A 24,751-nucleotide genomic window follows, 5' to 3' on the forward strand; every position below is an offset into this window, starting at 1 on the left:
TACTGAACAAGCTTGAAATAGTAATAAATAGGGGTGTATGTTTAAATTTTTAGTAGGTTTTGTGGTGTTTGCACTATGGTCAGTGTGGGCCAGATCTATATACATCTGTGAGATAAGACATATGTGTCAACAGGAGATATTTGTAGATTCTTCATTGGGGACAACCGCTAGTCTTCGGATTAGCCGTCTGGGTGAGATTATAAGCGGAGAAGGACAATTTATGTACAGTCTGGCGAGTAATTATGTACCTTTTACTGCTACAAATCGTTTCTTTCTCCAGAAAGTGAGTAAATATATAAGGCCTAACTCTTATCTTCGGCTAACAATAGAAGGTAGATATACACATTCGGAAAAGAATGTACCCGCTGGAATGTATGAAAACCTTGGTTTGGCAAGAGCCGCTTTGATAAGAGATAGTCTGGTTCAATATTATCAGATTAAAGCAAAACAGATAATTATTACTTCAGCTCTGGTAGAAGATACAGATCTTGAAGCTTCTACAGCTCCTGAAGAGCCAGTACGTTTTCTATTAAGTAGGGATACCAAGGAAGATGTTGTTCGGTATGAATTTATGAACATGTCATTTGCTGAGAGCAACTTCAAAAACCATGGCAATGTATTTACACCCAGGCTTCCTTTCATAATTTATACCGATTCACTGAAAGGATATCTGAAAGCTTATCCGAATAGTTCTGTATTTATTTCTACCTATGTGACAAAAGAAAATGGAGGACAGAAGAAGGCGCAGAGTAGGGCACAGGCAGTACGAACATATCTGATGAGAACAAAAGGAGTAGCTGCTCCTATTGTAATTGAGACTGCTGTAATAAACACGAAAAAAACAGATAGCCAGAGTCTTACTGTCCGAATTTCAGAAGTCAGATAAAAAACTGACATTTTTTTGATTTTTCCTGTTGGTTCTGGCAATTATAGTATAGTACAAAAAATGTATATATGGAGTTTCCACATATTTTTGATGAGTTTTTTAGTGAGACTAGTGTCTGGTTTCTGATCTTTATGCTAGTCTCCTTTCTGATAGGCTATGTGACTGCATGGTGGATCTATCGTCTAAACATGCGGACTATGCGTAAACAATTGAGACGGCTGAAAGAAGAAATAATCGAAGGTCGATTACTGGAGAGTAAAAATCCAGAAGAAACACAAAACCAACATCCTTCAGCACGCTAATGCTGAAGGATGTTGGTTGAACAGGTAATAGAATAGCTTATTGTTCTTTTAAAAATACAACTCCTAATGGAGGTAGTGTAATTGTGATGGAAAATGGCTTTCCATGATGCATTATAAGTTCTGTTGTTGCAGAGTGCTTATTCAATGAATCGCTACCTGCATATTCTTTGGCATCACTGTTAAATATTTCTACCCAGGTTCCTTTTTCGGGTACACCTATTCGGTAGGATTGATGTGTCTGAGGAGTAAAGTTGCAGATAACTGCAATCTTTTCTTTGCCAGAACTATCTTTTCGTAAGAAGCTGATCACACTATTATCCGCATCTCCATAATCGAGCCACTCAAATCCATTGGTATCAAACGATAATTCATATAATGCCTTCTCTGTTTTAAACAGGTGATTGAGTTGTTTTAACTCATTCATAACTCCCTTATGAAGATCATATTGAGTAAGGTGCCAATCTAAACTTCTGTCGTGGTTCCATTCTCTTGTTTGGGCAAACTCATCTCCCATAAAGAGTAGTTTCATACCAGGGTGTGCAAACATGTATCCATATAATAATCTAAGGTTTGCGAACTTTTGCCACTCATCACCAGGCATCTTATAAATTAATGGATTTTTGCCATGTACCACCTCGTCATGAGACAATGGAAGCATAAAGTTTTCATGGAATGCATAGATAATACTAAAGGTAATTTGCCCTTGGTGATAACGTCTGTAAAGCGGATCAGTTGACATGTATTTGAGTGTATCATGCATCCAGCCCATCATCCATTTCATCCCAAATCCTAGTCCTCCTGTATAAACCGGACGTGATACGCCTGGATAGGCTGTAGATTCCTCGGCTATAGTGTGTACATCAGGATATTCCTGATAGACAGTAGTATTGAATTCTTGTATCAATGAGATTGCTTCCAGGTTTTCGCGTCCACCATATTGATTGGGTATCCATTCACCATGATTACGGGAATAATCCAGATAAAGCATAGAGGCTACTGCGTCAACCCGAAGTCCATCTGCATGGTACTTATCAAGCCAGAAAATGGCATTACTGATGAGGAAGGCTCGGACTTCATTTCGTCCATAATTGAATATCAGACTTTTCCAATCAGGGTGCCAGCCTTTACGGGGATCTGCATGTTCATATAGATTGGTCCCATCAAAATAGGCAAGTCCATGTCGGTCTTCCGGAAAATGAGAAGGTACCCAGTCAAGTATTACGCCTATGCCTGCCTGATGGAAGGATTCTATCAGGTGCATAAAATCCTGAGGCGTACCATAGCGGCTGCTTGGTGCAAAGTATCCCGTAATCTGATAACCCCACGATCCATAGAATGGATGCTCCATCACTGGTAAAAACTCGACATGTGTAAAACCAAGTTCTTTCACATAGGCCGGTAGCTCATCTGCCAGTTCACGATAGCTTAATGAACGATTTCCTCCTTCAGGGCTCCGTTTCCATGAGCCCAAATGCACTTCATATACTGAATAAGGCTGTACCTGTCCCGTTTTTGCACGACGTTGTTGTAACCATTCTGAGTCATTCCATTGATAGTTAATATCCCAGATAACAGAAGCTGTATTGGGCGGTGTTTCCCATAGCAATCCAAATGGATCTCCTTTCTCTACCTCATACCCTTGGTTATGTGAACGAATAAAATATTTGTATAACTCTCCCTGGCCTATATTAGGGACAAAGCCTTCCCAGATACCCGAACCATCCCAGCGGGGATATAGTGGGTGAGTAGTTCTGTTCCAGAAATTAAACGTACCTACAAGGGAAACACGTTCAGCATTAGGTGCCCATACGGCAAAGTAAGTCCCTTGAACCCCATTATGAGTAATTATATGTGCTCCTAATTTTTCATAGAGCTTAAAATGTTTACCAGAGCGGAATAGACTGATATCGAAGTCTGTAAATAAGCTTACACCTGAAATAGTATAAATCTCGGTAGAAGTGTAGGCGTCAGATGAATTTTCCAATGACATAAAAAATAGGATGTAAAATGTAGTAGTATAAATAGTATGCGTTCTTCAAAAAAATAAAAATTTCCTGCCCGGTTCTTCAAAATAAACTTCCTTGTATTACCTGAGGGAGAGGAGATGGTCCTTTTACATCCATCTGACAATGCTTCTCTAATTGTTTTGTCAGATATACTGCCAGTTCAGGAGCCAGTGTGTTTGGATCTGGTTCATGAACAAAAAAGTACAATGTATGCAGCCCTTGCTCAAACCAGGATTTTATACGTAGTACCCAGCTATCAATACGTTCATAATCAGTTGGATGTAGTCCATTGCCCACAAATCGAATCATGGCAGTCGGAGTAGTAAGATGCATATGTAATACATCCCTGCGTCCTGCAACATCTGATAGCACAGTACCTACATGGTTTTCCTGTAGCATGGCAAAAGTTTCTTCAACTTCTGGATTGCTTTTAAACCAGTCAGGATGGCGAAACTCTATAGCCAATGGTACTTTGGGAGTAAATGTCTTTATGAAATGTTCCAGGATATTTGCTTGCTGGGGAGAAAAGTGGGGCGGTAATTGTAAAAAAGAGACCCCCAGTTTTTCGTTCAGTGATGTGATATTTTCTCCAAATGCCTGGATTGCAGATTCTGTGTTCATCAATAATGCTTCATGGCTAATTTGCTGAGGCCATTTAGGGCAAAACTTAAATCCCGGCTCAGATGTCTCATACCAACGCTGAATAGTAGCTTGATCTGGAATGCGGTAATGAGTAGTATTCAATTCAATGGTATTGAACTGACGTGAGTAGTAATGTAAATAGTCTTTCTCTTTTGCTGTCAATGGGTACCACTTTCCAACCCATTCTTTTGTTGACCACACAGGACACCCTATATAGACTTGGGGTATATGGGCTTCATTTTTTGCCTTATTTAGTAAAGGCAAAGTTGCAGTATGATCGATTGGTAATGTAAAATCAACCTTTTCAATAGAAGGAAGTTTACCAAAATCCATGGTGTTAATGGGTTTGTTTCAATTTTAAATCAACACACTGAAAAATATGATGCCACTAAGACAAATCAGTTGGTTGTTGATTAGGGAGTTAGTTTCTCCTGATACATAGATAGATGAAAGTCCCTTCGTTTACAAGTATTTGCACAAGTTTAGATGAGTTTGGTTAGCATTAACTTTTCTTCTAGTTCCTGGCTCAGCATATCACAATATGACTGAACCCGTTCTATAGTACGCCTTATTATTTTACTGTCACTTACCGGATTTTCAACTAACCTCATTCCAAACATAATTTCTTCCTTTATCCCTGTTACTTCCAGAAATGTGAAAGGTGGTTCAATATAATTAAGAATAAAACGAAGCTGGCCCAGATCTGCTGACAGTAAGGTGGTTTCATAATCTACTTTCAATTGCTTGAACAGCCGTATATAAGAATGGGTTAACAAGCTTCTGTATTCTATATTTTCTTCGGTCAGGTCTACTATTTTCTGATAATTTAATGTGGGTCTATAAACCGATACAGTAGGTGTAATAACCGTTTCCTGAATGGCAATTGGTGGATTTTCTGTAAAGTCGGAATACTTGGAAAGTTTGGAGAAAAGATCCTCAGGCTGAAAAGGTTTTAATACATAATCATTCATTCCTGCTTCCTGTATTTTATCTTTAACCTCAGAGATTGGTGCTGCTGTCATAGCCAATACAGGTGCCTGACTATATTGCCTTATCTGACGTGTGGCTTCATAGCCATCCATTTCAGGCATTTGCAGATCCATTAAAATTAAATCATATTGCTCTGCTTTTACTTTTTCCAGGGCGGCTCTCCCATCTTCTGCATAATCGTATATCATATCCCATCTTTCCAGAAATTTAGCTGTTACCATACGATTGATGTCGTTATCTTCAACTATAAGGATACGGATACCATTTAATGACTGAGGTCCGGGTATAGTGATAGATGGTATTGAAGGTGATGGTAATGACTTCTGAGAGACAGATTTTCTTAATCGCAAAGTAAAATAAAATCCGGAACCAGAACCTACTTTACTCTTTACATAGATTATGCTGTTCTGCATTTCCAGTAATCGTTTGGTAATAGTAAGACCTAAACCCGTGCCACCATATTTTCGGGTGGTATCTGTGCTGGCCTGTGTAAAACTCTCGAAAATTACATCAAGCTTATCTTTGGGAATTCCAATACCCGAATCCTCAACTGAGAAATTAATATCCACAAAATTCTTTTCTTCATAATTAATTTTTGCATCAAGTTTTACCCATCCTTTTTCTGTAAACTTGACAGCATTACTAATCAGGTTATTGAGCACCTGAGCCAGGCGAACAGGGTCTCCAGATAATAATGTGGGAATAGCAGGGTCTATTTCGCAGATAAACTGAAGATTCTTTTCGGAAGCACTATATAAGTGGGTTTGCTGCACACGGTTAATGGCTTCCCGAAAGTTAAATTCAATCTCTTCAAACTCAATTCTTCCTGCCTCTATCTTATTCAAATCCAGTATGTCGTTGACTAGTAACAATAGATTCTCAGCTGAAAATTGTAGTATTTCCAGATTTTCTATTTGTTCGTCTCGTGGATCGTCCTGCAATAAATAATGAGACATACCCAGAATAGCATTGATAGGAGTGCGTATTTCATGACTCATGGTTGCGAGGAACTGTTCTTTGGCTATAGATGCTTGTTCTGCCTGATTCTTGGCCTTGATAAGTTCTATTTCCCGTAATTTTCTTTCTGTTATATCCTGAATAGTACCTACAATCCGACGAGGTTTGGCATTGAGTCCAAAAATAATTTTACCTATCAGTTGGATATAAATCAGGCTACCACTGTCTGCTTGAGTAGCTCTGTATTCCATTCTGAGAGTATCTGCTTCTGGTGTTGCCTGTTCCAGCATTTCCTGCAGAGTAAGGCTATAGCCAGGCTGCATACGTTCTTGGAAGCGTGAAAAAGTAAAGGGTTGCCCTGGTGCCAGATCAAATATCCTGTAAGTCTCCTCAGATACTTCACCTTGTTGAGTATGTAAATCAAACTCAAAGCTGCCGATTCGGGCGAGATTCTGAGCTTCACGTAAGGCCGCCTCTTTCTTACGCAGCTTTACATTGGCAATTCGTTTTTCAGTAACATCTGTGATCCGAATCAGATAGAGAGACTTTCGCTTGATGCTGATCCATGTAATACCTACATCACCCCAGAAAATCTTCCTGTTGGCTGTAATAAATTCACGTTCCTGTACCCAACGTCTGGAACGCCTTAATGTATTTAATATTTCCTGTCGTTCTTTTGATGTGAAAGGCTTCTTTTGAAAGAGATTACTGTCTTTTCCCACAAGTTGCTCTTTGTCTGATAAGTCAAATAACGCAATGGCTTTCTGATTACATGCTTGTATCTCATTGGTTCGTGGATCAACCAGAGCAATGGCATCATAGGAATTCTCAAATATTGCCTCTAATTGTTGTTGTGCAGTAACAGCAGATTCCTGTTCTCGTATGGTTAATGTGTTGAAATAGAAGGCAAACAATAGAGAAAGTGATATGCTAATAGTCAAAGACAGATAATACATAAAGTGCAGAAGCTTGGGTGATAGCTCCTGTACAACAAATAGAGAGTAGTTTGTAAACTCAAGTACAGCAATACATGAAAGTGGTACTGCCAGCCCCAATATAAGAAATACACCTCTCTTGTGCAGGTTGTAAAATAGCATAACTCCCAATAAGGCAGCATAATACAACAGATGAAATCCACTTTCATATCCAAGAGAAGAGGCTGTAAAAAATATGTTGGCATTGATCACCAGAAAAAGAACAGCCTTTGATACTCGATAAAACCACCACTGAGCTTCTCCTAAGAAGTTCAGACCTATAGATGCCAATAAAACTATAAAAGTGACATATTCAGTTATAAAGAGGCTAGTAATAGATAAGATGTAATAGAGAACAGCCAGAGGAATAGTAAATATTGCCGCTGTTATACTAATTTGATTAGTGAGAATTACACTTTTGTAATGTTTGGGTGAAAGTTTGTCGTGTGCTCCTTGTTGTGAAACAAACTCCCAAATGGCGACAAGCGTCATATGGATACAGGTTGCTGTATAAATGCCAGGACTTTATTTAAATTTATAAAAACACAAAAGGCTAATGGACCCGCTGGTAGTTTTTGTGTTATAGCTACTATATATTATGATTCTTTAAAGCTTGCTAAATTAATTCTCTTCAATTGTTGACTTTGATTTCAGAAATATAAATAAATCACTCCTTAGTTTATAAAATAGAATTTATTTAGATAGAGAATTTTACAAAAGTAGGGAATAAAATATGTTGGGAAAAGATTGTTTTACCATTGTAACTCTTGTCAATCGCTATTTTCTACGTCGTTTGCTTTTATTGGTAATCTGTTCAATTCTGGTATTTCTGATCCACTGTAAATAATCGTGTAATCTTTCAGAAGAACGTAATGCTTGTATTGTGTAAAAGGTTTTCTTCAATTCTTTATTGCTAAATATATTATGTATTGTAGAATGACAGGGTTGACATAGAGGAACTGTTTCTGTATATCTACCCCCTTCTTCTTTTGGTACCAAATGGTGTAAAGTGACCTTGCTTACTTTCCGTTCACATAATGCGCATATTTTTTCTGTATCTGACATAGTATAAGGTAACCCTGACTAACTAGATGTAAATGTAATGCTACAGTGAAAAAATGCATATACTAATTGCTTTTTTCAAGAATAAAGACCTATTTTTGAAGATGTTTGTTTTGATACAATGCATTATTTCTAGCCATATAATTATATGAACGTTCAAATCTACTGATTTTAAGACTCTTATATTATTGGGTTTTGTTTTTCGTAGATAGTTTAAAGAGTTTCGTCGAAAAAATAATGTGTGTAAGAAATAATATATTTAGCTTTGAGTTTATAGGTAGCGCATCTGCTGTCTTTTTATGAAATTGTTTTTATTTGACTATTTTTTTCTAATTTCTATACATGGAGCATGCCCCAATTAATAATGACTTAGTCAAAGCGTGGCAAGGAGAACAAACGATTCTTTACAACCAACAACAGGAATGGATTCATTATCGGACAATGAGTGATTTGTCTAATTCAAAATTTTATCTTAAAACATTGTCAGGGTTAGTTATTTGTGGTGAATTGGTTATTAACAATGCCCAACTGAAAGAGATAAATAAAAACAAGATTACAATGCTCCGTAAACGTATCAACGAAGTATCTGCAAGGGTTGAAGCGTTCAGAGATTTATTGAATGGATTTTACAAGCCTTTTGGCAAACAGAAATAGACACATTAAAAATAGAAGTTACAAGTACCAAACCACCTACAATCCTAAAATGCCACAGAAGCTGCCCTATACAGGGCAGCTTCTGTGGTTTTCTGATTTATGAGATACATCCTTGTTATCTGTTTCTGTTTGGCTTTCGTGCTTAAAAGCTGTAAGTCTGAAGACTCTTCAAATGAAAAGTTGACAAAATCTAAAAGTGTATTTGATCCTTTTTTTCAGAAATTCAGCAAGGACTCTATTTACCAAAAGCAGCATATCTCATTTCCTCTTCCCTATTATGAATGGGATATTGAGAATAAATTATCAGAAGAAATAATCAATAGGAATCAATGGAAATTTATTAATTTCTCAAAGGATAAATATATGTCGTCGAGAGAAATAGATGCTTATACACAAGTATCTGTGCAGAAAAAAGATACACTGATTTATATAAGAAATGGAATAGATAACGGAATTCGAATTGAGTATTTTTTTACTCAAAAAGACAAAATGTGGTATCTGGTTAAGATTATTGACAAATCAATGTAAGTGTATCACAGTATAGTAAATGCTCCTTGATACAAGGATAAGATAACAAATGGTTTTACTGAAGTCTAATTTACAGTGATCGCTACAGTTTTTAATTGTTGGGTATATTTCAGATGACTTTTTTCAAAGGCACTAAGATTCATTTCAAAGCGAGGTTTACCACCTTCCGATACAAAATTTATCAGGCTTCCAAATTTGGCCGCACCATCTTTGTTTGTAATGACAAGCATTGAAGATCCTTTAACTTTTTGCAAAACTGTGCTTAGTCCATCCGAATGTTCTGTTGCGAGATACAGGATATGGCATGTTTTATCTACTTCTGCGACACTTTTAAACTGCTTAATCGTTATTTTTCGACTGCTGGTTGTGCGAGCTGCTGCCATTTTCTTTAGTTCTGCTTCCATTTCCGGGCTACCCAATACGCCAATTACAATATTATTGTTGTTATAAGTATCAGGCCACTGAATTTCCTTAATAAAGTTATATATATAGATACTATGTACCCGATAAATTACCTCTCCTGGCCCATCCTGTTTATTGACAGAAATAGAGGGGACAAGCGAATGTAGTAGAATTGATATGGTTAGTAAAATTGTTTTCATTTTTTCACAAAGCACTATCTACCCAAAATATGCTTAATTCTTATTTTCCAGTAATTTGATCTTATTCTGTACCTGTTGGAATCGGTCTCTGTCATTCAGGTAATGATAAATGCCACTCAACGCCTTCAATGAATTGATGTTTTGTGGAGATAGTTGCGATGCTTTTTCGATATAAGGCCTTGATTCAACAATGAGTGAAGAAATTACTTCAATGCGTTGATTGAACTGAGTAATGGTTTCCTGATATACATCTGGTTTGTTGATCAGATCTACTGCGTGATTGTAAAATGCAATCCCCAGATTGTAGTTTGCAAGAAAATTATTGGGTTCCTTACCCAGAATCTTTTTGTATATCGATAATCTTTTCTGGAAATAAGCTTCTTCTTTGGTGGTATCCTTCTTGGCTATTGTCTCATATACACTACCAGCCACCATCATGGCATCTGTATCATAGGGATTAGCTTTCAGATAGTCTTCAATGAGTTTTTCTGCTTTGGCATATTCTTTCAGCTGGAGATACAGGTTTATTTCACTTGTTCGCAGATTCGGATCATCCGGAAAAGCCTTTCTACCTGCTGTAATAGCCTCTACCGCTTTAGTCTTATTGGCAGCTCCCAAGTAGATCTGAGCTAAATCATCATAAAGTAAAGGACTCTTATAGCCTTTTTGTAGAGCTTGTTCGTAGTATTGCTGAGCATCAGCTTTTTTGCTAAGGGAAAAAGAAATAAACCCTGCATGGTAAAGCGCTTCTGCATAAAACTCGTCTGGCTTGGTCTTAGCCCTGTAATCGATAAAAATCTTCAGATCTTTTAAGGCTTTCTCAAATTGTTTAGCATTGAGTAGGTCGATGCCTTCGTTATAATAAGTGCCATAAAGGTATTCGAGCGCAGTTTCGGAGGAGCTTATATATGTTTTCTTTAAATCCAGTGTGATGCTTTTACTGAGCGACTGAACAGCTATTTCCCGACTCTCACCTGCTGCAGGATTTTGTTTGTATAGTTCTTTGTATACGAATCCCTTGAGATACCAGGTTCTCGCATCGTTTTTTGTAGCTTCATTTTGAGAAGCCTGTTCGATGGTTTCCTTAGCTGACTGAAGATTATTCTGTTTGAGGTACTCAGCTGTTTTATCTAGTAGGGCGGTTTGGCCAAACCCATTGTAAAAAAACAGCGTAAGTAGAAAAATGAGGTAAAAACTTTTACGAAAGAACATTTGGCTTATACAGTTGAGACAAACCTATTTAATACTTCATGTTCTCACAAAGAACGTAGGTTCTCTCATTCAATGTGCCACATAAAAGGATAATTCGTTACAACGTAAGTTTTTTACTGGTAATGTAAAGTTCTAATATACAGATATATGTAGAGAGGTTATAAAAGAAAAAGACCTGCTTGGAAAAGCAGGTCTTTTAGTAAAACTTTATTATGGTCTGTTATTAGGCAACTTTTTTGTGTTTATACTTTCATTTGGAACAGTATACGCAGTTACAATTGTTGCTACTACCAGTACCCCAATAATAATAAGCCAAATCATAATTGTTGTATGTTAAAGTTTAGTACAAAACAGATTGATTCAATCCCCAAAAGTAGTAAAAAGCCAGTCTGTAGTACAATCGCCTGCCACAATTATTTTGCAGCATGCAGTAAATCTGCAATCAGACGTGTTGTTTCTTTTAGATAATCGTCTTTTTTCAGATTATATAACTTCTTTTTAGGCTCTTCACTATTAGTAGAAGCTGCTTCGGTATCTGATGGATTATCCTGTACTTCTTCTTCTGCAGCTGCCAGCATTTTATTTTTCTTTTCAGCCTCTTCTCTTTCTTTACGGCGTTTTGCTTCCTGTAAAGAAACCTTTGTATTAGAGCGTGCTTTCTGTGCGTCGTTAATTTGCTGTTGTAACTCTTTCAGGTCGGCATCAGATTGCAGGCGTTTTTCGTAGTTTTTCTCCAGTACAGATACCAGTTTCTCTGATATATTGTTTACAGGCTTAAAGTTAGAAGCCGGAATCTGATCCCACGCTAATGCATGTGGTTGTGAACTTTCTCCAAACTCAGCTGCACTAAATACGGATGGAAGCTGTACGTCAGGGGTCACACCTTTTAATTGTGTGCTGTTTCCTGTTACACGATAGAACTTCGCAATTGTCAGGTTAACCTGGCCTAGTTTATCTGTACCTTGCATATATCTGTTCAGGTCCAGCTGACTTTGTACTGTTCCTTTGCCATAGGACTGTTCTCCTACAATTACGCCTCTTTTGTAATCCTGAATAGCTCCTGCAAAAATTTCAGAGGCGGATGCACTGAAACGATTAATCAAAACGGCTAACGGACCAGTATATGCCTGAGATTTGTCATTGTCTTTTAATACATCTATTGACCCATTGCTGTTACGTACTTGTACCACTGGTCCATCAGGAATGAATAAACCTGTCAGATCAATGGCTTCAGAAAGTAGTCCACCTCCATTGTTACGAAGGTCAAGCACCAGTGCATCCATTTTCTGAGTTTGTAGCTCGCCAATAATACGTTTTACATCATTGGTAGTACTTTTATAATTGGTTTCGCCCTTCTGACGATCTTCATAATTTGCATAAAAAGCTGGAATTTGGATTACACCTAAACGGAAAGGCTTTCCATTGTGTGTGATGGGTACAATTTCACCTTTAGCAGAAGATTCTTCCAGTTTGATTTTATCTCTTACCAGACGTAGTTCACGAGGTGGAGCAGTTACATCAGCATTGGATGATAATAGTTGCAGACGTACGATAGTACCTTTTGCACCTCTGATAAGTTTTACTACTTCATCTACTCTCCAGCCAATTACATCAACCATTTTGCCATCATCTCCTTGTGCTACTGCTACAATACGATCCCCTTTCTGTACTTGTTTGCTTTTAAATGCAGGTCCACCAGGAATCACTTCAGTGACTGTAGTATAGTCATTCTGCTCTCTTAATGAAGCCCCAATTCCTTCCAGAGAACGTGTCATATCAATTTTAAAATTGGCTGAACGTGCTGGTGATAAATAGCTTGTATGTGGATCAATGTTTTCTGCGAACGCATTCATGTAAGCTTCAAATACATCTTCACTCGTTGTTTGCGAAATGATCTTATCTATATTTTTGTAACGCTCACCTACTACTTTTGAAATTTCGTCCCACTTCTTGTTGTTAAGTTTTAAACGTAGAGCTTGCTCTTTAATATTTTTGCGCCAGAGATCGTTTAATTCATCTGGGTTTTTTGCCCAGGAAGCTTTTTCACGATTTGTTTCATAATACTCATCTACAGTGAAATCCATTTCTTTCTCGAGAAGCTTCGCCACATAGGTATCACGCTCCAATGCTCTGTTTTTATATACCTGATAAATTTCGTAGGCGGCTGCCAGATTTCCGTCTTTCAGATCATTATCCAACTGATAACGGTACTTTTCAAAGCCTTGTACATCAGAGGCAAGGAAGTACATCCGATTGTAGTCCAGGTTCTTTAAATAATTATCCAGCAACTGAGAGGATAACGTGTCATTAAGAGTTGTTTTTTGATAATGTCCCTGAGAGAGAATTTGAGCAATTAATACGCTTACCTTGCTCTGGTCACTTGTAGGCGTCAGATCAGTCTTTGGCTGATTATCGAATGTTTGCGTATAAATAAAGTTGGCGCCTACTAACAAAGGTAATAACACCAACAATGACTTTTTCACGATCATACTCTATAAGATAACAGATGATTAATAAAAAATAAAAACAGAGGATTTAGAAAACCTGATATTTACTACCCGCTCAATAAGTGTATCAGAATAACGTATTTTCCTGTAAAAGAGTTGTATTTTGTTTTATCTAATTCATTCTTAGTGAAATATAATTTTATCGTAAAGTAAAAATATTTCCGGTTTTAATCTACTACAATTTCTATGCGAAGCTATATGTGTATGTAAGAAATTATTTCTGTTTAAGACGAAAATAGGGAATTACACGATAGAATACCTGTAAATTATGACAAGTGGCTCACAAACCGGGAAAAGCAGATTTTTGAATGTGAGAGTAAAGAGAGATAGTTTTAGATAGGCAAAAAAAGATAATTTAAAAAATCAATTCTGAAAATTTGTATAATTGGGCACAGTATTAAAATTCCCGCAGAACGTAATCTTATTGGAGAACATTTTTATTCCTTATACAATTATGCCTTTACATCCCAGATACATAATTACACTCTGTCTTTTTTGTTTATGTGCATTTGTTCAGATTGCAGATGCACAGGATGCATTAGTATTGACTAAACGCAAGAACAAACGATTGGAAAAATATTTTTTTGTAGGAGATCGAATAACTTTTCGATTGAACAATTCCTCATTATTTGAAACGGGTGTTATAACACAGATTACCAAAAATACTTTCCTTACTAATGGGCATGCTGTAATCATAGACAGTCTGGCTGTTGTTAGTGAGAATGGGAGAGGTCTGAAGTTTGCGTTGGGGATGATTTCTGCCACTGTAGGTGGAGTGATTTTATTTGCGGGAATTTTTCAGGGTGCATGGGTCTTCCCTTTGGGTGCTGCATTTTTTGGTTCTGGCTTGGTTCAGGCAGGTATTTATGGAACCAGGCTGTTGATGCATAACAGATACAATGTAAGAGGCAAATGGCGATTTGATGCCAAGCAACTTGAGAAAGAGCCAGAAGATGAGGTAGAGGATGAAAAATAAACCATCAAAACCAATACATAGTTAACTATATGTCTGTTATCATCACTAAGTTAAGCACAGATGATGAAATTGAGCAATTACTAAAGCTTCAACATAAAAATCTTGCCCGGAATAACTCTCCTCAGACCATCGAAAGTCAGGGCTTCGTAACGGTAGAACATACATTTGATCTGCTAAAACAGATGAATCAGGCAGAACCACAGATTGTAGCCAGAGATGGAGAAAAGATCGTTGGCTATGCCTTGGTTATGCTCAAAGAGTTTAGACAATCCATTCCTGTGCTGGAGCCCATGTTTGCCATGTTGTCTGAGATATATCTTTCGAATAAGGTATTATCAGATTACCACTATTATGTAATGGGACAAATCTGTATTGATGAACAATATCGTGGGCAGGGACTTTTTGACCAGCTTTATCTGGGGCAGAAAGAACAATTAAAAGATCGCTATGAACTATGCATTACAGAGGTGGCTACCCGTAATCAACGTTCTATGAATGCACATCGCAGAGTGGGTTTTGAATCCATTCACGAATATACAGCTCCCAATGGTGAAACCTGGTCTGTTGTTGTGTGGGAGATACGTAAATAAATTCCAATATATAAACTCTGGATTTTAATCAATACTTTATGCCTGATTCGATCCTCAAATACTTTCAGTCTCAGATAGGAAAGTCTATCGAAAAATCTTCTGCCAGTTTAGGAAACTGGCTTAATGGAACTTTTGTGGAAGTAAAGGAAGGTGAGATGACAGTCTCGTTTGTGGTACGTAAAGATATGACCAATCCTTTGGGAATATTGCATGGTGGGGCCGCCTCTGCTATTATTGATGATGTAATGGGTATGACAGTCTATGCATTAGGAAAGGAATTTGTTTATGTAACGGTTAGTCTTACTGTCGATTTTCTGAATAATGCTAAAGAAGGAGAAACCATTTATGCAAAGACCAGAGTGGTACGCAATGGAAAAACATTGATTAATGTAGAATGCCAACTGATTAATGAGCAGAATAAATTACTTGCAAAAGGAACCTCTAATTTTGTCGCGACATCAATTAAAACAACTCTGTAAATTTTTTGTGCCAATACTATTCATAAAAGCAATCACATACATTCGGCTGATTATAGGGTTGTTTTATCCTGATTAACTCTGAACTTACATCTGCTATAAGACAAATTTTACAAATTGGCAAAGCCTAAATGCTTTATTTGTAGTATAAATAGCATAACTTTCCCCAACTTTGTTTTTCAAATAAAGAATATTTACCTTAATGTCAGGTATTTAAGAAAAACGTTGTAAATGCATTCAATAGCATTTCTTTATATTTACCAAGTGGATTCCAAAAGAATCAGAGTTATTCTTTTAAACGCGAAAAAAATTGTATGAGTGTATTCAAGAATATTAAGTCGCTTTTTATTGTAGATGAAACCAATACAGACAATCAGTCTGTTCAGCAGCAACCTCAGGAAGCACAACAAAAAACAACGTCTAATCAAACACCTCCACCAATACCACAAAATACACCAGCAGTACCTGGAGGGGTTGATCAGCGAATCTTTGACTCTTTGCTGAAAGCATTGGAGGATAATAATCAACCAGGATTTGATTTTCTGGAGTTTAAGAATTCATTACAAACTTTGGCTACTATTATTCCTGATGAATCTACACGATATAAATCTGCCTATGCTACTGCTGCGACTATGGGATTAACAGTTGAAAAGCTGGTAGATAGTGCAAAATTTTATCAGGGAATATTATCGAGGGAAAAAGATAATTTTGATAAGGCTGTTGTACAACAGGTAGATTTGAATGTAACTGCAAAGCAAAAGGAAGCAGAGCGTTTGCAAACTCTTATTCAACAGAAAGCAGAGCAGATAAAGAAGCTAACAGAAGAGATTACTGCTCATCAGGAAGAAATGAATAAAGCTCAGAGTGTAATAACTGAAGCTGCTACTAAAATTGAAACTACCAAAAACAACTTCTATGTTACTCTTGAGGCTGTAATGGGACAAATTCAGAATGATATTGCCAATATTGAGCGATTCCTGAAATGATAAAGTAATGGCATAATCTCAAGTACTGATTATCTGCAATCTGGAGATGATAGTTGGATAATAACAAGTTTTATCTGTATATAAGGTTACCTGACAGGATTTTATCCATTAATAGTAAAAATAGCACATTCAACGATGAACTCATTAGACTCAATGAAACCCAAATCATTTTGGGAAAAACCAGAAGGTACGACCGGAAAGTTATTCATGGCAGCCATAATAGGTGGAGGAGGATATCTGTTATATAAAGCACTTCCTTATATTATTACACTGCTTGAGAATACATTGTATACTATTTTCCTGTTAGCAGGTTTAGCGGTAGTGCTATATATTCTTTTTGATCCGAAGTTTCGGACATTAGTATGGTACTTATACAAAAGTATTATGCGGTTTATTACAGGTTTGTTTGTTCAAATAGATCCTATTGGAATCCTGGAATCATATATTGATAGCCTGAGAGGAAACCTGAGCAAAATGGATCGTCAGATTCAGAGTCTACGTGGACAAATGCGGAAACTGAAAGATCTGATGACTCAGAATGAGCGAACCATGAATGATAGTCTGGCACTTGCCAATAAAGCTAAACAGAAAGGTAGTCAGGCTCAGATGATTCTGAAAACCCGTAAAGCAGGCCGTTTGCAAGAGTCTAATATGAAGCTTGGAGATTTGTATAAGAAGATGGAGATCTTATACCGGGTACTGACAAAGATGTTTGAAAACTCAGGTATTCTGTTGGAAGATATTGAAGATCAGGTACAGGTAAAGAAAATAGAGCGTGAAGCCATTCGAAATAGTCACTCAGCCATGAAATCTGCTCTTAACATTATCTCAGGAGATAAAGATAAGCGATTAATGTTTGATCAGGCAATGGAGGCTATTGCAGATGATGTGAGCCGTAAGGTAGGGGAGATGGAACGTTTCATGGAACTGTCTGCCAACTTCATGGAATCTATCGACTTACAAAATGGTGTATACGAAGAGAAAGGTCTGGAAATGTTGGATCAATGGGAAAAAGAAGGTATTTCCTTCCTGTTGGGTGACCAGAAGCAAGTTCTTATTGCAGAAGGAAACAATCCAAACAAGTATATTGATCTGGATGCACCCGTTAATCGTCCTCCTCATAACACCAATCAGTATAACAAATTATTTGATTAAGATAATGAAATTTAAAGAAAACGTCCCTGTCTTGTTTTGGGCAGGGCTTTTCTTTAAAAGAGAAATTAATAGACTATTATATTTCTGAGTATCCTATTGCAAACCTAATTTAACCTAACATGGCTCAATTAACTTCTTTTGGAAGATTTACAATCGTGGCTATCATCATTGCAGCTATTGCTGGTGGCTACATAGCATTAAAAAATAAAGGAATTATTGGAGGTGGAACAAAAACAGAACAGGTAACAACTTCTTCTGATGCTAATCCTGCAGATGGAACAGCAACAGAAAAAGAGCCGGAATCTTCTGGTAGTACTGAAGCAACGTCTGCTTCTTCTGGGGCTTCTTCGTTTTCGTATGAGCCTCCTGCGCCTACCAATGGTAAGCTGAAAGGTGTCGTAGAAATGGGTGCAAGCGGATTTAATTCTTTTATTGTGAAAGCAGATGCAGACAAAAATTGGAAATTGGAGAAAGCTGAATTTGGGAATAGTTTAGTTACTGAGAATATGGCTTCTCAGGAAGATATACGAAGTGGCTTAAAGAAATACATTGGTACAATGTTAGATTATGGGGTAAGTCCTAAAGATATTCACTTTGTGGTAAGTTCCGGAGCTGCTAAAGCAGAGGTAACCCAAAAGATCACAAAGGAATTGAAAAGTCTGAATTATTATGTGAATGTAGTGACAGCAGAAGAAGAAGGAACTATGGGTTTGCAGGCTGTATTACCTCCAGTATATGAAGACAGAGCTTTTGTAGTAGATATCGGATCTGGCAATACAAAAATCTCATGGAAAGAAAACGGAAAAATTAAATCGCTGGAAAGCTATGGTGCCAAATATTTTCAGAATGGCGTTGATGACCAGAAAGTATATGATGAAATAGTCGCAAAAGCGAAACAAGTGCCAGAAGGATACCGAAAAACATGCTTTATTATTGGAGGCGCTCCTTTTAAACTGGCCAAAGAAGTACGAAATGGAAAAGAAAGATATACCGTATTAAAAGCTCCTGGCGATTATAATCCTAGCGAAGCTAAAGATAAAGCTGGTGTAAATATCTATAAAGCCATTGCGGATGCCACTGAATGTAAGCAATTTGTATTTGACTGGGATGCTAACTTTACTATAGGTTTCCTTTTATCAAATACCAAATAATAAATCATTACAAATGATAACCTCACCCCAAATTTTTCACATTATTTTTGAAAAGTTTGGGGTTTTTTACCGAATGAATTTTAAAAATCTATTGCCTATACATAATCTATACTGTTTAACTCTTTTCATACAAGATGAAACGCTTAACACCTCTAGGTAGAATTACCATTGTTGCCCTAATTCTGGCTGGTCTTTGGGGCCTTAAATGGCTTATCATGGATAGTGGCTATGTAATGACAAAACAACTAACAACCTCTCAGGATGTTGGTAAAGTTGATTTGCCAACAGCTCCTAAAAACGCCTCCAGTACTGTGCAAGCAATGTCTCTACCCGGAGAAAAACCTGCTAATCTAAACTCACCACAAGTACGCTGGCTCATGTGGGCATGGAATGCACAGATGGGAGCTATTCTGGCAAATGGAGGTTCTGAGACCACAGAAGGGTCTATTATGGCTAAAAAAGGAGTAAACCTGAAAATTACTCGTCAGGATGATGTTCCCCAAATGCAGGCGTCGTTGATCAAATTTGCCAATGAATATAAAAGCAATCCGAGTACTCCAGAAGGAGCACACTTTGTAACTATTATGGGAGACGGAGCTGCAGCATTCTTGTCCGGAGTGAATCCTGAGCTGGAAAAGATAGGTCCTGATTACCGTGCCCAGATTATCTATACGTGTGGAAAATCGCTGGGTGAAGACAAGTTTATGGGTCTTCCTTCCTGGAGAGATAATCCTCAATCTGCTAAAGGCGGATTAACGGCTGCTGTACTTCGTGATGGTGACTGGAATATTGTAGTAAAATGGTGTGGGGACAATGGCATTCGTATCAATCCGGATGAAACTACTTATGATCCGGACGCTATGAACTTTGTGGCAGCCGATAACTACCTGGATGCCGCTGAAAAATATATTGCAGGCTACTCAGAAGATCGTGAAGTAGTACAAAATGGCAAACGCACCGGAGAGAAGAAACGTGTATCTGTCAATGGGGTAGCAACCTGGACTCCTGGCGATGTCAACATTGCCGAGAAAAAAGGTGGGCTGGTTTCAATTGTATCTACTAAAGAATACCGCAGCCAGATGCCGTGTGTGTTGATTGGTATTAAGAAATATATGGAAGATAACCGTCCAACAGTAGAGAAAATGATCGAAGGGATTGCAGAAGGTGGAGATCAGGTAAAGTCTTACTCTGCGGCATTAGATAAAGCGGGGGAACTATCTGCTAAAGTATATAATGAAGCCGATAAAGCGTATTGGGTAAAATATTATAAAGGTACACAGTCTGCAGATAAGCAGGGTTTGGTGGTAGACCTGGGTGGATCTGCTGTACATAACCTGGGTGATAATGCAGAAATCTTCGGATTAAATTCGGGAAGTACCAATGTGGTGAAGATTGTGTATGATTTGTTTGGTGGGGTAGCATCTAAACTTTATCCAAAGTTAATGCCTTCTTATCCTAAATCTGATGATGTAATAGAAGTAAGCTATCTGAAAGATGTTATTGCTAAAGCTGGAAGCAATGTTTCTGCTGCTGAAACAGTGGCATTCACGAATGATGCAAATATTAAAGAGAAAGTATCAGAGAAGTCATGGAGTATTGAGTTTGAGAGTGGAAAGGCCTCATTTACTCCTCAGACTGAAAAAACATTAAATGAATTGTTTAATGATCTGGTTGTGGCTAACAATTTGCGGGTAGAAATTCATGGGCATACAGATAACACTGGCGATCCTAGTAAGAATATGAATCTGTCTGAAGAACGCGCCTTTGCTGTAAAACAGTGGATGGAACAAAAATCTCCTAATAACTTCCCACAAGGACGTGTACAGGTTTTTGCACATGGGCAGACTCAGCCTATTGTACCTAATAACTCGCCTGAGAATAAAGCTAAAAACCGCCGTGTGACTATTGTCATGGGTAAATAAAGTTTCAGTATCCTATCTGAGTAAATTTTTATATCCTCAGATAGGATACTACAAGCCTCCTATCTATACCTTCTTCTTTTGCTCTTTCAGTGTTGTGTCATACACTATTACAATACAAATCTGAAAATATGCTTACTCAAATAAAACCTTTGTTTATTCCTAACTCCAGGAATAACAGGTCTGTTATTACCCTAATGATTGTACTACAAGTGGTTGTTTTTTTGGTAATCTGGTTTGTTAGTCAATCAACCATTTTTCCAACTCCTGTAGAGATTATAAAAGCTTTGGGACGATTGTTCGAGGAACAAAATCTGGCGTATGAGTTGTGGACGAGTACATGGTTATGTATCAAAGCGATGGGTATTGCTATTATTATCTCGCTTCTGATTGCCTATGCTACTGTAATTCCATTTTTCAAACCTATTGGTTTTCTTATTTCAAAAGGTCGTTTCTTAACACTGGTAGGTTTGTCCTTTGTTTTTACCCAGATGACGAGTGGAAGCAGCAGCCTGAAAACATCTTTAATGGTGTTTGGTATCACTGTATTTTTTGTCACGGCAATGGTATCAATCATTCAGTCTGTGCCCAAGTATGAATTTTATCATGCACGTACATTGCGCATGAATGAGTGGCAAGTAGTATGGGAGATAATAGTTTTAGGACGGCTGGATCAGGTTTTTGAAGTAATCCGACAGACTTTTGCCATTAGCTGGACTATGCTGACATTAGTAGAAGGAATCTCTCGTTCTGAGGGTGGGATTGGACCTTTATTACTTAATCAACAAAAGTACTTACACCTGGATGCTGTTTTTGCTATTCAGTTTGTCATCCTGCTAATAGGTATCTTACTGGATTGGGGAATTGGACAAATGAAAGATTTTTTCTTGCCTTATAGTTCACTTACTGTGGAGAAATAAAAGTTCCACTGCTAGTTACCATACTAACATTTGACAGAATGGAATACTCTAAGAATGAATGCATTTTAAAGATAGATAATGTAAGTCTTACATTGGACAACAAGATAATACTCCAGAATGTAAATACTGAAATTAAGAATATTGTTCGGCCAGGTATGACACAGGGACAGGTAGTCGGCTTTCTGGGACCTTCAGGTGTAGGAAAGACAAAGTTGTTTGAAATTATGGCAGGTTTGCTGAAACCTACGTCTGGTAATGTATTTGTTGGAGAGGCTCAAAAGCCGGTAGCTCCTGGCCGGATGGGTGTTGTGCAGCAAAACTACCCTCTTTTTCATCACAGAACAGTGATGGGCAATCTGGAGATTGCCGCAAAGAAAACTATTTCAGATTCACAGAAACGGAAAGATAAGATTTTTGAGATGCTGGATCGGTTTCATCTCAGACAGCATGCCAATATGTATCCGGCTCAGTTATCAGGAGGACAGAAGCAACGTATAGCTATTGCTCAGCAATTGTTGTGCTCAGATAACTTCTTACTGATGGATGAGCCATTCTCAGGATTAGACATCAATATGGTAGATGAAGTGAGTGAGATGATTTGTGAGATATCCAACGCACATGAGCATAATACCATTATCATTGTATCGCATGACATTGTTTCAACCGCTGCTATATCTGATACGCTCTGGATTATGGGGAGAGACAGAGATGCCCAGAATAATATTATTCCCGGAGCAAAGATCAAACACACGTTTGATCTGATTGAACGTGGACTGGCATGGCAACCCGATATCAAGAAAATACCTGCCTTTAATGAGTTAATTAACGAGGTTCGAGATCTTTTCTTGTATTTGTAAATCCACTATATGTAAATAAAAACGCCTCTGATTTATATAGTAGTCAGAGGCGTTTTATTTATAAGCACAGATCTATCAGACTTTCAGAATCCATCCGAATGGATCTGCTGCTTTTCCAGTTTTAATATCATCCAGTGCAGTTTGAATGCGAGGAGCAATCGTTCTGTTTTCTACTGCTGGTAACGTATAGTCAGTTCCTTCATGCCCAATCACTGCAATAGGTGCGATAGTTGCCGCTGTTCCTACGCCAAATGCTTCTTGTAGGTTTCCGTTTTTCGCGGCGTCAATAACTTCTTTCACACTTACTGCCCGCTCTTCCGTAGGGATACCTAACTTTTGAGCTACCTTTAATACACTGTCACGTGTAATGCCTTTCAGAATAGAGTCAGACGTTGCTGGAGTGATCAGTTTGCCATCAATCACAAACATAACGTTCATCGTTCCTGATTCTTCAAAGTATTCGTGTGTTTTAGCATCTGTCCACAAAAGCTGGTCATATCCTGCTTTTTGTGCCAGCGTTGCAGGTAACAAAGAAGCGGCATAGTTACCGGCTGCTTTAGCTGCCCCTGTACCTCCCTTAGCTGCACGGGTAAATTCTGTTTCTACTTTTACACGAACAGGCTTATTGTAATATACTCCTACAGGGCAGGTAAATATAATAAAGTAATAGGTTTCAGAAGGGCGAACACCTGTATAGGCGTCAGTAGCGAACATAAATGGACGAATGTATAGAGAGTGCCCTGCTGCTGCCGGAACCCAATCCTTATCCAGAGTCAGCAGTTGCTGCAGACCATTGATAAAAATATCTTCAGGAAGTGCTGGCATAGCCAGACGTTCAGCAGATGCATTTAACCGTTGTGCATTAGCCTCCGGACGAAAAATAAGGACTTCTCCCTCTGCATTTTTATAGGCTTTGAGTCCTTCAAAGACAGCTTGTCCATAATGCAGAGCAGATGTTGCAGGACTAAGGCTTAGATCGCCATAAGGAATAATTCGTGGGCTATGCCATTTTCCCTCTGCATACTCTGCAATAAACATATGATCGGAATAGTACTTACCAAAACCAAGATTGGTAAAATCTACCTGTGACAACCTGGATTGTGTTGTCTTTTCTATCGGGAATGCGAGCGTGTCAACCATACGCTGTCTATTATTTAAACATGAAAAATAGAGAATGTTCCAAATATACTGATTTCGTCGCGGAATTGTTCACTCAACGCGGTATATTTTTTAAGTTCTTCAGGCTTGTAGCGAATATTATTTTGTTTTTGGAATTTTATAGCCCTTGTTTTAGTTATTGCAAAATATTGTTTTGTTTTTGGGGGCAATAGTGAATTTGCAAAACTTTTAGCTACTTCATATTCTATGCATCTCAGTTGGTATATAAAAGAAAAGGCAATGAAAGATGCTTTCATCGCCTTTTCTTTTATATTGGCAGTTGTCTTACTTCAACATCTCAAGTAATGATGTTAATCGGTTCTTTAACTCTTTGCGATGTACAATAAAATCAAGGAAGCCATGTTCCAGAACGAATTCTGCACTCTGGAAGTCTTTGGGAAGATCTTTGCCTATTGTTTCACGAATAACACGAGGTCCTGCAAAACCAATCATTGCACCCGGCTCTGCGATGTTAAAATCACCTAGCATGGCAAAAGAAGCGGTAACACCTCCGGTAGTCGGATCAGTTAACAAGGAGATGTAAGGCACCCCTGCTTCGTTTAACAAGGCTAGTTTGGCAGAGGTTTTGGCCATCTGCATAAGTGAATACCCTGCTTCCATCATGCGGGCACCTCCTGAACGGGAAATCATCAGGAACGGAATCTTGTGCTCTAATGAATAATCAATAGCCCGTGCAATCTTCTCACCCACTACAGAACCCATAGATCCGCCAATAAAAGCAAAGTCCATACAGGCTACTACCACATCTACATTATTCATTTTTCCATATCCCGAACGAAGAGCATCTTTTAAACCTGTTTTCTTTTGGGAAGCTACTACACGTTCAGGATATTTCTTGGTATCCGTAAACTGTAATGGATCGCCTGAGGTCATTTGCGTATCCAGTTCTGTAAACTCATTGTTATCAAACAGAAGTTCAAAGTATTCCACCGAACCAACTTTCTCATGATAGTTGCAATGAATACATGTGTAAGCATTCACTTTAAGCTCACGGGTATGCATTACTTTTTTACACTCAGGACATTTGTACCAGATTCCATCTGGTGTTTCTTTTTTTAACTCTGTAGGCGTATTGATGCCTTTTTCTTTTCTGATAAACCAGGACATGTTCTTTCGTAGGGAGTAAAAGTCGGATTTGAATATAAGACACTATACGAGTATACTGATAATTACAAAACCTCAGCACGTATACATATTCAGAGATCTTATCTTTTTGTTTC

At 37.9% G+C, this 24,751-nt stretch carries 22 protein-coding genes; 13 read left to right on the forward strand and 9 right to left on the reverse strand.

Going from position 1 to position 24,751, the window contains the following annotated elements:
• Positions 1-37 precede the first annotated feature (37 nt).
• Together QNI15_RS12325 and QNI15_RS12330 are read left to right on the forward strand one after the other, a co-directional pair.
• Positions 38-886, forward strand: coding sequence for a hypothetical protein (locus QNI15_RS12325; RefSeq protein WP_314001194.1), 849 nt, complete (start codon positions 38-40; stop codon positions 884-886).
• A 68-nt stretch (positions 887-954) separates the two neighbouring features.
• Complete coding sequence (locus QNI15_RS12330) at positions 955-1,188, forward strand: LapA family protein (RefSeq protein ID WP_314031964.1); 234 nt, start codon at positions 955-957, stop codon at positions 1,186-1,188.
• A 37-nt stretch (positions 1,189-1,225) separates the two neighbouring features.
• Here the strand turns inward: QNI15_RS12330 and glgB are convergent, their stop codons facing one another.
• From glgB to QNI15_RS12350, 4 genes are all read right to left on the reverse strand, one after another.
• Complete coding sequence (gene glgB, locus QNI15_RS12335; RefSeq protein ID WP_314031965.1) at positions 1,226-3,178, reverse strand: 1,4-alpha-glucan branching protein GlgB; 1,953 nt, start codon at positions 3,176-3,178, stop codon at positions 1,226-1,228.
• 76 nt (positions 3,179-3,254) lie between these two features.
• A complete protein-coding gene (locus QNI15_RS12340) occupies positions 3,255-4,169 on the reverse strand; it encodes a DUF72 domain-containing protein (protein ID WP_314031966.1) in 915 nt (304 codons plus the stop codon).
• A gap of 149 nt (positions 4,170-4,318) precedes the next feature.
• Positions 4,319-7,249 (reverse strand): response regulator, encoded by a 2,931-nt coding sequence (locus QNI15_RS12345; RefSeq protein WP_314001201.1) that lies wholly within the window; start codon positions 7,247-7,249, stop codon positions 4,319-4,321.
• 285 nt (positions 7,250-7,534) lie between these two features.
• Complete coding sequence (locus QNI15_RS12350) at positions 7,535-7,822, reverse strand: HNH endonuclease (protein ID WP_314001203.1); 288 nt, start codon at positions 7,820-7,822, stop codon at positions 7,535-7,537.
• 339 nt (positions 7,823-8,161) lie between these two features.
• Here QNI15_RS12350 and QNI15_RS12355 point away from each other — a divergent pair, with 339 nt between their 5' ends.
• The gene (locus QNI15_RS12355; protein WP_314001204.1) at positions 8,162-8,473 is read left to right on the forward strand and encodes a hypothetical protein; all 312 of its coding nucleotides are present in this window, start codon (positions 8,162-8,164) and stop codon (positions 8,471-8,473) included.
• A 180-nt stretch (positions 8,474-8,653) separates the two neighbouring features.
• Entirely contained in the window at positions 8,654-9,001 is a 348-nt protein-coding gene (locus tag QNI15_RS12360; protein ID WP_314001206.1) for a DUF4348 domain-containing protein, read from the forward strand.
• Positions 9,002-9,066: 65 nt separating this feature from the next.
• Here the strand turns inward: QNI15_RS12360 and QNI15_RS12365 are convergent, their stop codons facing one another.
• From QNI15_RS12365 to QNI15_RS12375, 3 genes are all read right to left on the reverse strand, one after another.
• Positions 9,067-9,603: a YfiR family protein gene (locus tag QNI15_RS12365; protein WP_314031968.1), complete on the reverse strand. Its 537-nt coding sequence runs from the start codon at positions 9,601-9,603 to the stop codon at positions 9,067-9,069.
• Positions 9,604-9,636: 33 nt separating this feature from the next.
• Positions 9,637-10,815: a tetratricopeptide repeat protein gene (locus tag QNI15_RS12370; protein WP_314031969.1), complete on the reverse strand. Its 1,179-nt coding sequence runs from the start codon at positions 10,813-10,815 to the stop codon at positions 9,637-9,639.
• 413 nt (positions 10,816-11,228) lie between these two features.
• Positions 11,229-13,304 carry a carboxy terminal-processing peptidase gene (locus tag QNI15_RS12375; protein ID WP_313976901.1) on the reverse strand — a complete coding sequence of 692 codons (2,076 nt, stop codon included), beginning with the start codon at positions 13,302-13,304 and terminating at the stop codon, positions 11,229-11,231.
• A 472-nt stretch (positions 13,305-13,776) separates the two neighbouring features.
• Between QNI15_RS12375 and QNI15_RS12380 the strand changes: the two genes are divergently transcribed.
• The 9 genes from QNI15_RS12380 to QNI15_RS12420 all read left to right on the forward strand — a co-directional run bounded on the left by QNI15_RS12380 (position 13,777) and on the right by QNI15_RS12420 (position 22,352).
• Positions 13,777-14,298 (forward strand): hypothetical protein, encoded by a 522-nt coding sequence (locus tag QNI15_RS12380; protein ID WP_313976899.1) that lies wholly within the window; start codon positions 13,777-13,779, stop codon positions 14,296-14,298.
• A 29-nt stretch (positions 14,299-14,327) separates the two neighbouring features.
• Positions 14,328-14,888 (forward strand): GNAT family N-acetyltransferase, encoded by a 561-nt coding sequence (locus QNI15_RS12385; protein ID WP_314031970.1) that lies wholly within the window; start codon positions 14,328-14,330, stop codon positions 14,886-14,888.
• Between the two features lie 38 nt (positions 14,889-14,926).
• A complete protein-coding gene (locus QNI15_RS12390) occupies positions 14,927-15,367 on the forward strand; it encodes a PaaI family thioesterase (RefSeq protein WP_314031971.1) in 441 nt (146 codons plus the stop codon).
• 311 nt (positions 15,368-15,678) lie between these two features.
• Positions 15,679-16,350, forward strand: a complete 672-nt coding sequence (locus tag QNI15_RS12395) for a sister chromatid cohesion protein PDS5 (protein WP_314031972.1) — start codon at positions 15,679-15,681, stop codon at positions 16,348-16,350.
• A gap of 135 nt (positions 16,351-16,485) precedes the next feature.
• Positions 16,486-17,505 (forward strand): hypothetical protein, encoded by a 1,020-nt coding sequence (locus QNI15_RS12400; RefSeq protein WP_314001221.1) that lies wholly within the window; start codon positions 16,486-16,488, stop codon positions 17,503-17,505.
• 119 nt (positions 17,506-17,624) lie between these two features.
• Positions 17,625-18,656, forward strand: coding sequence for a Ppx/GppA phosphatase family protein (locus QNI15_RS12405; RefSeq protein WP_314001223.1), 1,032 nt, complete (start codon positions 17,625-17,627; stop codon positions 18,654-18,656).
• 134 nt (positions 18,657-18,790) lie between these two features.
• Positions 18,791-20,578, forward strand: a complete 1,788-nt coding sequence (locus QNI15_RS12410) for a phosphate ABC transporter substrate-binding/OmpA family protein (RefSeq protein ID WP_314001225.1) — start codon at positions 18,791-18,793, stop codon at positions 20,576-20,578.
• 128 nt (positions 20,579-20,706) lie between these two features.
• Positions 20,707-21,495, forward strand: a complete 789-nt coding sequence (locus QNI15_RS12415; RefSeq protein ID WP_314001227.1) for an ABC transporter permease — start codon at positions 20,707-20,709, stop codon at positions 21,493-21,495.
• 38 nt (positions 21,496-21,533) lie between these two features.
• On the forward strand, positions 21,534-22,352 hold the full coding sequence (locus tag QNI15_RS12420) for an ATP-binding cassette domain-containing protein (protein WP_314001229.1): 819 nt from the start codon (positions 21,534-21,536) through the stop codon (positions 22,350-22,352).
• 75 nt (positions 22,353-22,427) lie between these two features.
• Here the strand turns inward: QNI15_RS12420 and QNI15_RS12425 are convergent, their stop codons facing one another.
• Both QNI15_RS12425 and accD read right to left on the reverse strand, forming a co-directional pair.
• The gene (locus tag QNI15_RS12425; protein ID WP_314001231.1) at positions 22,428-23,492 is read right to left on the reverse strand and encodes a branched-chain amino acid aminotransferase; all 1,065 of its coding nucleotides are present in this window, start codon (positions 23,490-23,492) and stop codon (positions 22,428-22,430) included.
• Positions 23,493-23,795: 303 nt separating this feature from the next.
• Positions 23,796-24,638, reverse strand: a complete 843-nt coding sequence (gene accD, locus QNI15_RS12430) for an acetyl-CoA carboxylase, carboxyltransferase subunit beta (protein WP_314001235.1) — start codon at positions 24,636-24,638, stop codon at positions 23,796-23,798.
• Positions 24,639-24,751: the final 113 nt, after the last annotated feature.

Origin of the sequence: Xanthocytophaga flava (assembly GCF_030068545.1) — a bacterium.
GTDB classification, from domain to species: Bacteria; Bacteroidota; Bacteroidia; order Cytophagales; family 172606-1; genus Xanthocytophaga; species Xanthocytophaga flava.

Excerpts from the sequence above, each read along its gene's own strand:
- QNI15_RS12325 (WP_314001194.1), top strand. The coding sequence starts at position 38 with ATGTTTAAATTTTTAGTAGGTTTTGTGGTGTTTGCACTATGGTCAGTG.
- QNI15_RS12330 (WP_314031964.1), top strand. The coding sequence starts at position 955 with ATGGAGTTTCCACATATTTTTGATGAGTTTTTTAGTGAGACTAGTGTC.
- glgB (WP_314031965.1), bottom strand. The coding sequence starts at position 3,178 with ATGTCATTGGAAAATTCATCTGACGCCTACACTTCTACCGAGATTTAT.
- QNI15_RS12340 (WP_314031966.1), bottom strand. The coding sequence starts at position 4,169 with ATGGATTTTGGTAAACTTCCTTCTATTGAAAAGGTTGATTTTACATTA.
- QNI15_RS12345 (WP_314001201.1), bottom strand. The coding sequence starts at position 7,249 with ATGACGCTTGTCGCCATTTGGGAGTTTGTTTCACAACAAGGAGCACAC.
- QNI15_RS12350 (WP_314001203.1), bottom strand. The coding sequence starts at position 7,822 with ATGTCAGATACAGAAAAAATATGCGCATTATGTGAACGGAAAGTAAGC.
- QNI15_RS12355 (WP_314001204.1), top strand. The coding sequence starts at position 8,162 with ATGGAGCATGCCCCAATTAATAATGACTTAGTCAAAGCGTGGCAAGGA.
- QNI15_RS12365 (WP_314031968.1), bottom strand. The coding sequence starts at position 9,603 with ATGAAAACAATTTTACTAACCATATCAATTCTACTACATTCGCTTGTC.
- QNI15_RS12370 (WP_314031969.1), bottom strand. The coding sequence starts at position 10,815 with ATGTTCTTTCGTAAAAGTTTTTACCTCATTTTTCTACTTACGCTGTTT.
- QNI15_RS12375 (WP_313976901.1), bottom strand. The coding sequence starts at position 13,304 with ATGATCGTGAAAAAGTCATTGTTGGTGTTATTACCTTTGTTAGTAGGC.
- QNI15_RS12380 (WP_313976899.1), top strand. The coding sequence starts at position 13,777 with ATGCCTTTACATCCCAGATACATAATTACACTCTGTCTTTTTTGTTTA.
- QNI15_RS12385 (WP_314031970.1), top strand. The coding sequence starts at position 14,328 with ATGTCTGTTATCATCACTAAGTTAAGCACAGATGATGAAATTGAGCAA.
- QNI15_RS12390 (WP_314031971.1), top strand. The coding sequence starts at position 14,927 with ATGCCTGATTCGATCCTCAAATACTTTCAGTCTCAGATAGGAAAGTCT.
- QNI15_RS12395 (WP_314031972.1), top strand. The coding sequence starts at position 15,679 with ATGAGTGTATTCAAGAATATTAAGTCGCTTTTTATTGTAGATGAAACC.
- QNI15_RS12400 (WP_314001221.1), top strand. The coding sequence starts at position 16,486 with ATGAACTCATTAGACTCAATGAAACCCAAATCATTTTGGGAAAAACCA.
- QNI15_RS12405 (WP_314001223.1), top strand. The coding sequence starts at position 17,625 with ATGGCTCAATTAACTTCTTTTGGAAGATTTACAATCGTGGCTATCATC.
- QNI15_RS12410 (WP_314001225.1), top strand. The coding sequence starts at position 18,791 with ATGAAACGCTTAACACCTCTAGGTAGAATTACCATTGTTGCCCTAATT.
- QNI15_RS12415 (WP_314001227.1), top strand. The coding sequence starts at position 20,707 with ATGCTTACTCAAATAAAACCTTTGTTTATTCCTAACTCCAGGAATAAC.
- QNI15_RS12420 (WP_314001229.1), top strand. The coding sequence starts at position 21,534 with ATGGAATACTCTAAGAATGAATGCATTTTAAAGATAGATAATGTAAGT.
- QNI15_RS12425 (WP_314001231.1), bottom strand. The coding sequence starts at position 23,492 with ATGGTTGACACGCTCGCATTCCCGATAGAAAAGACAACACAATCCAGG.
- accD (WP_314001235.1), bottom strand. The coding sequence starts at position 24,638 with ATGTCCTGGTTTATCAGAAAAGAAAAAGGCATCAATACGCCTACAGAG.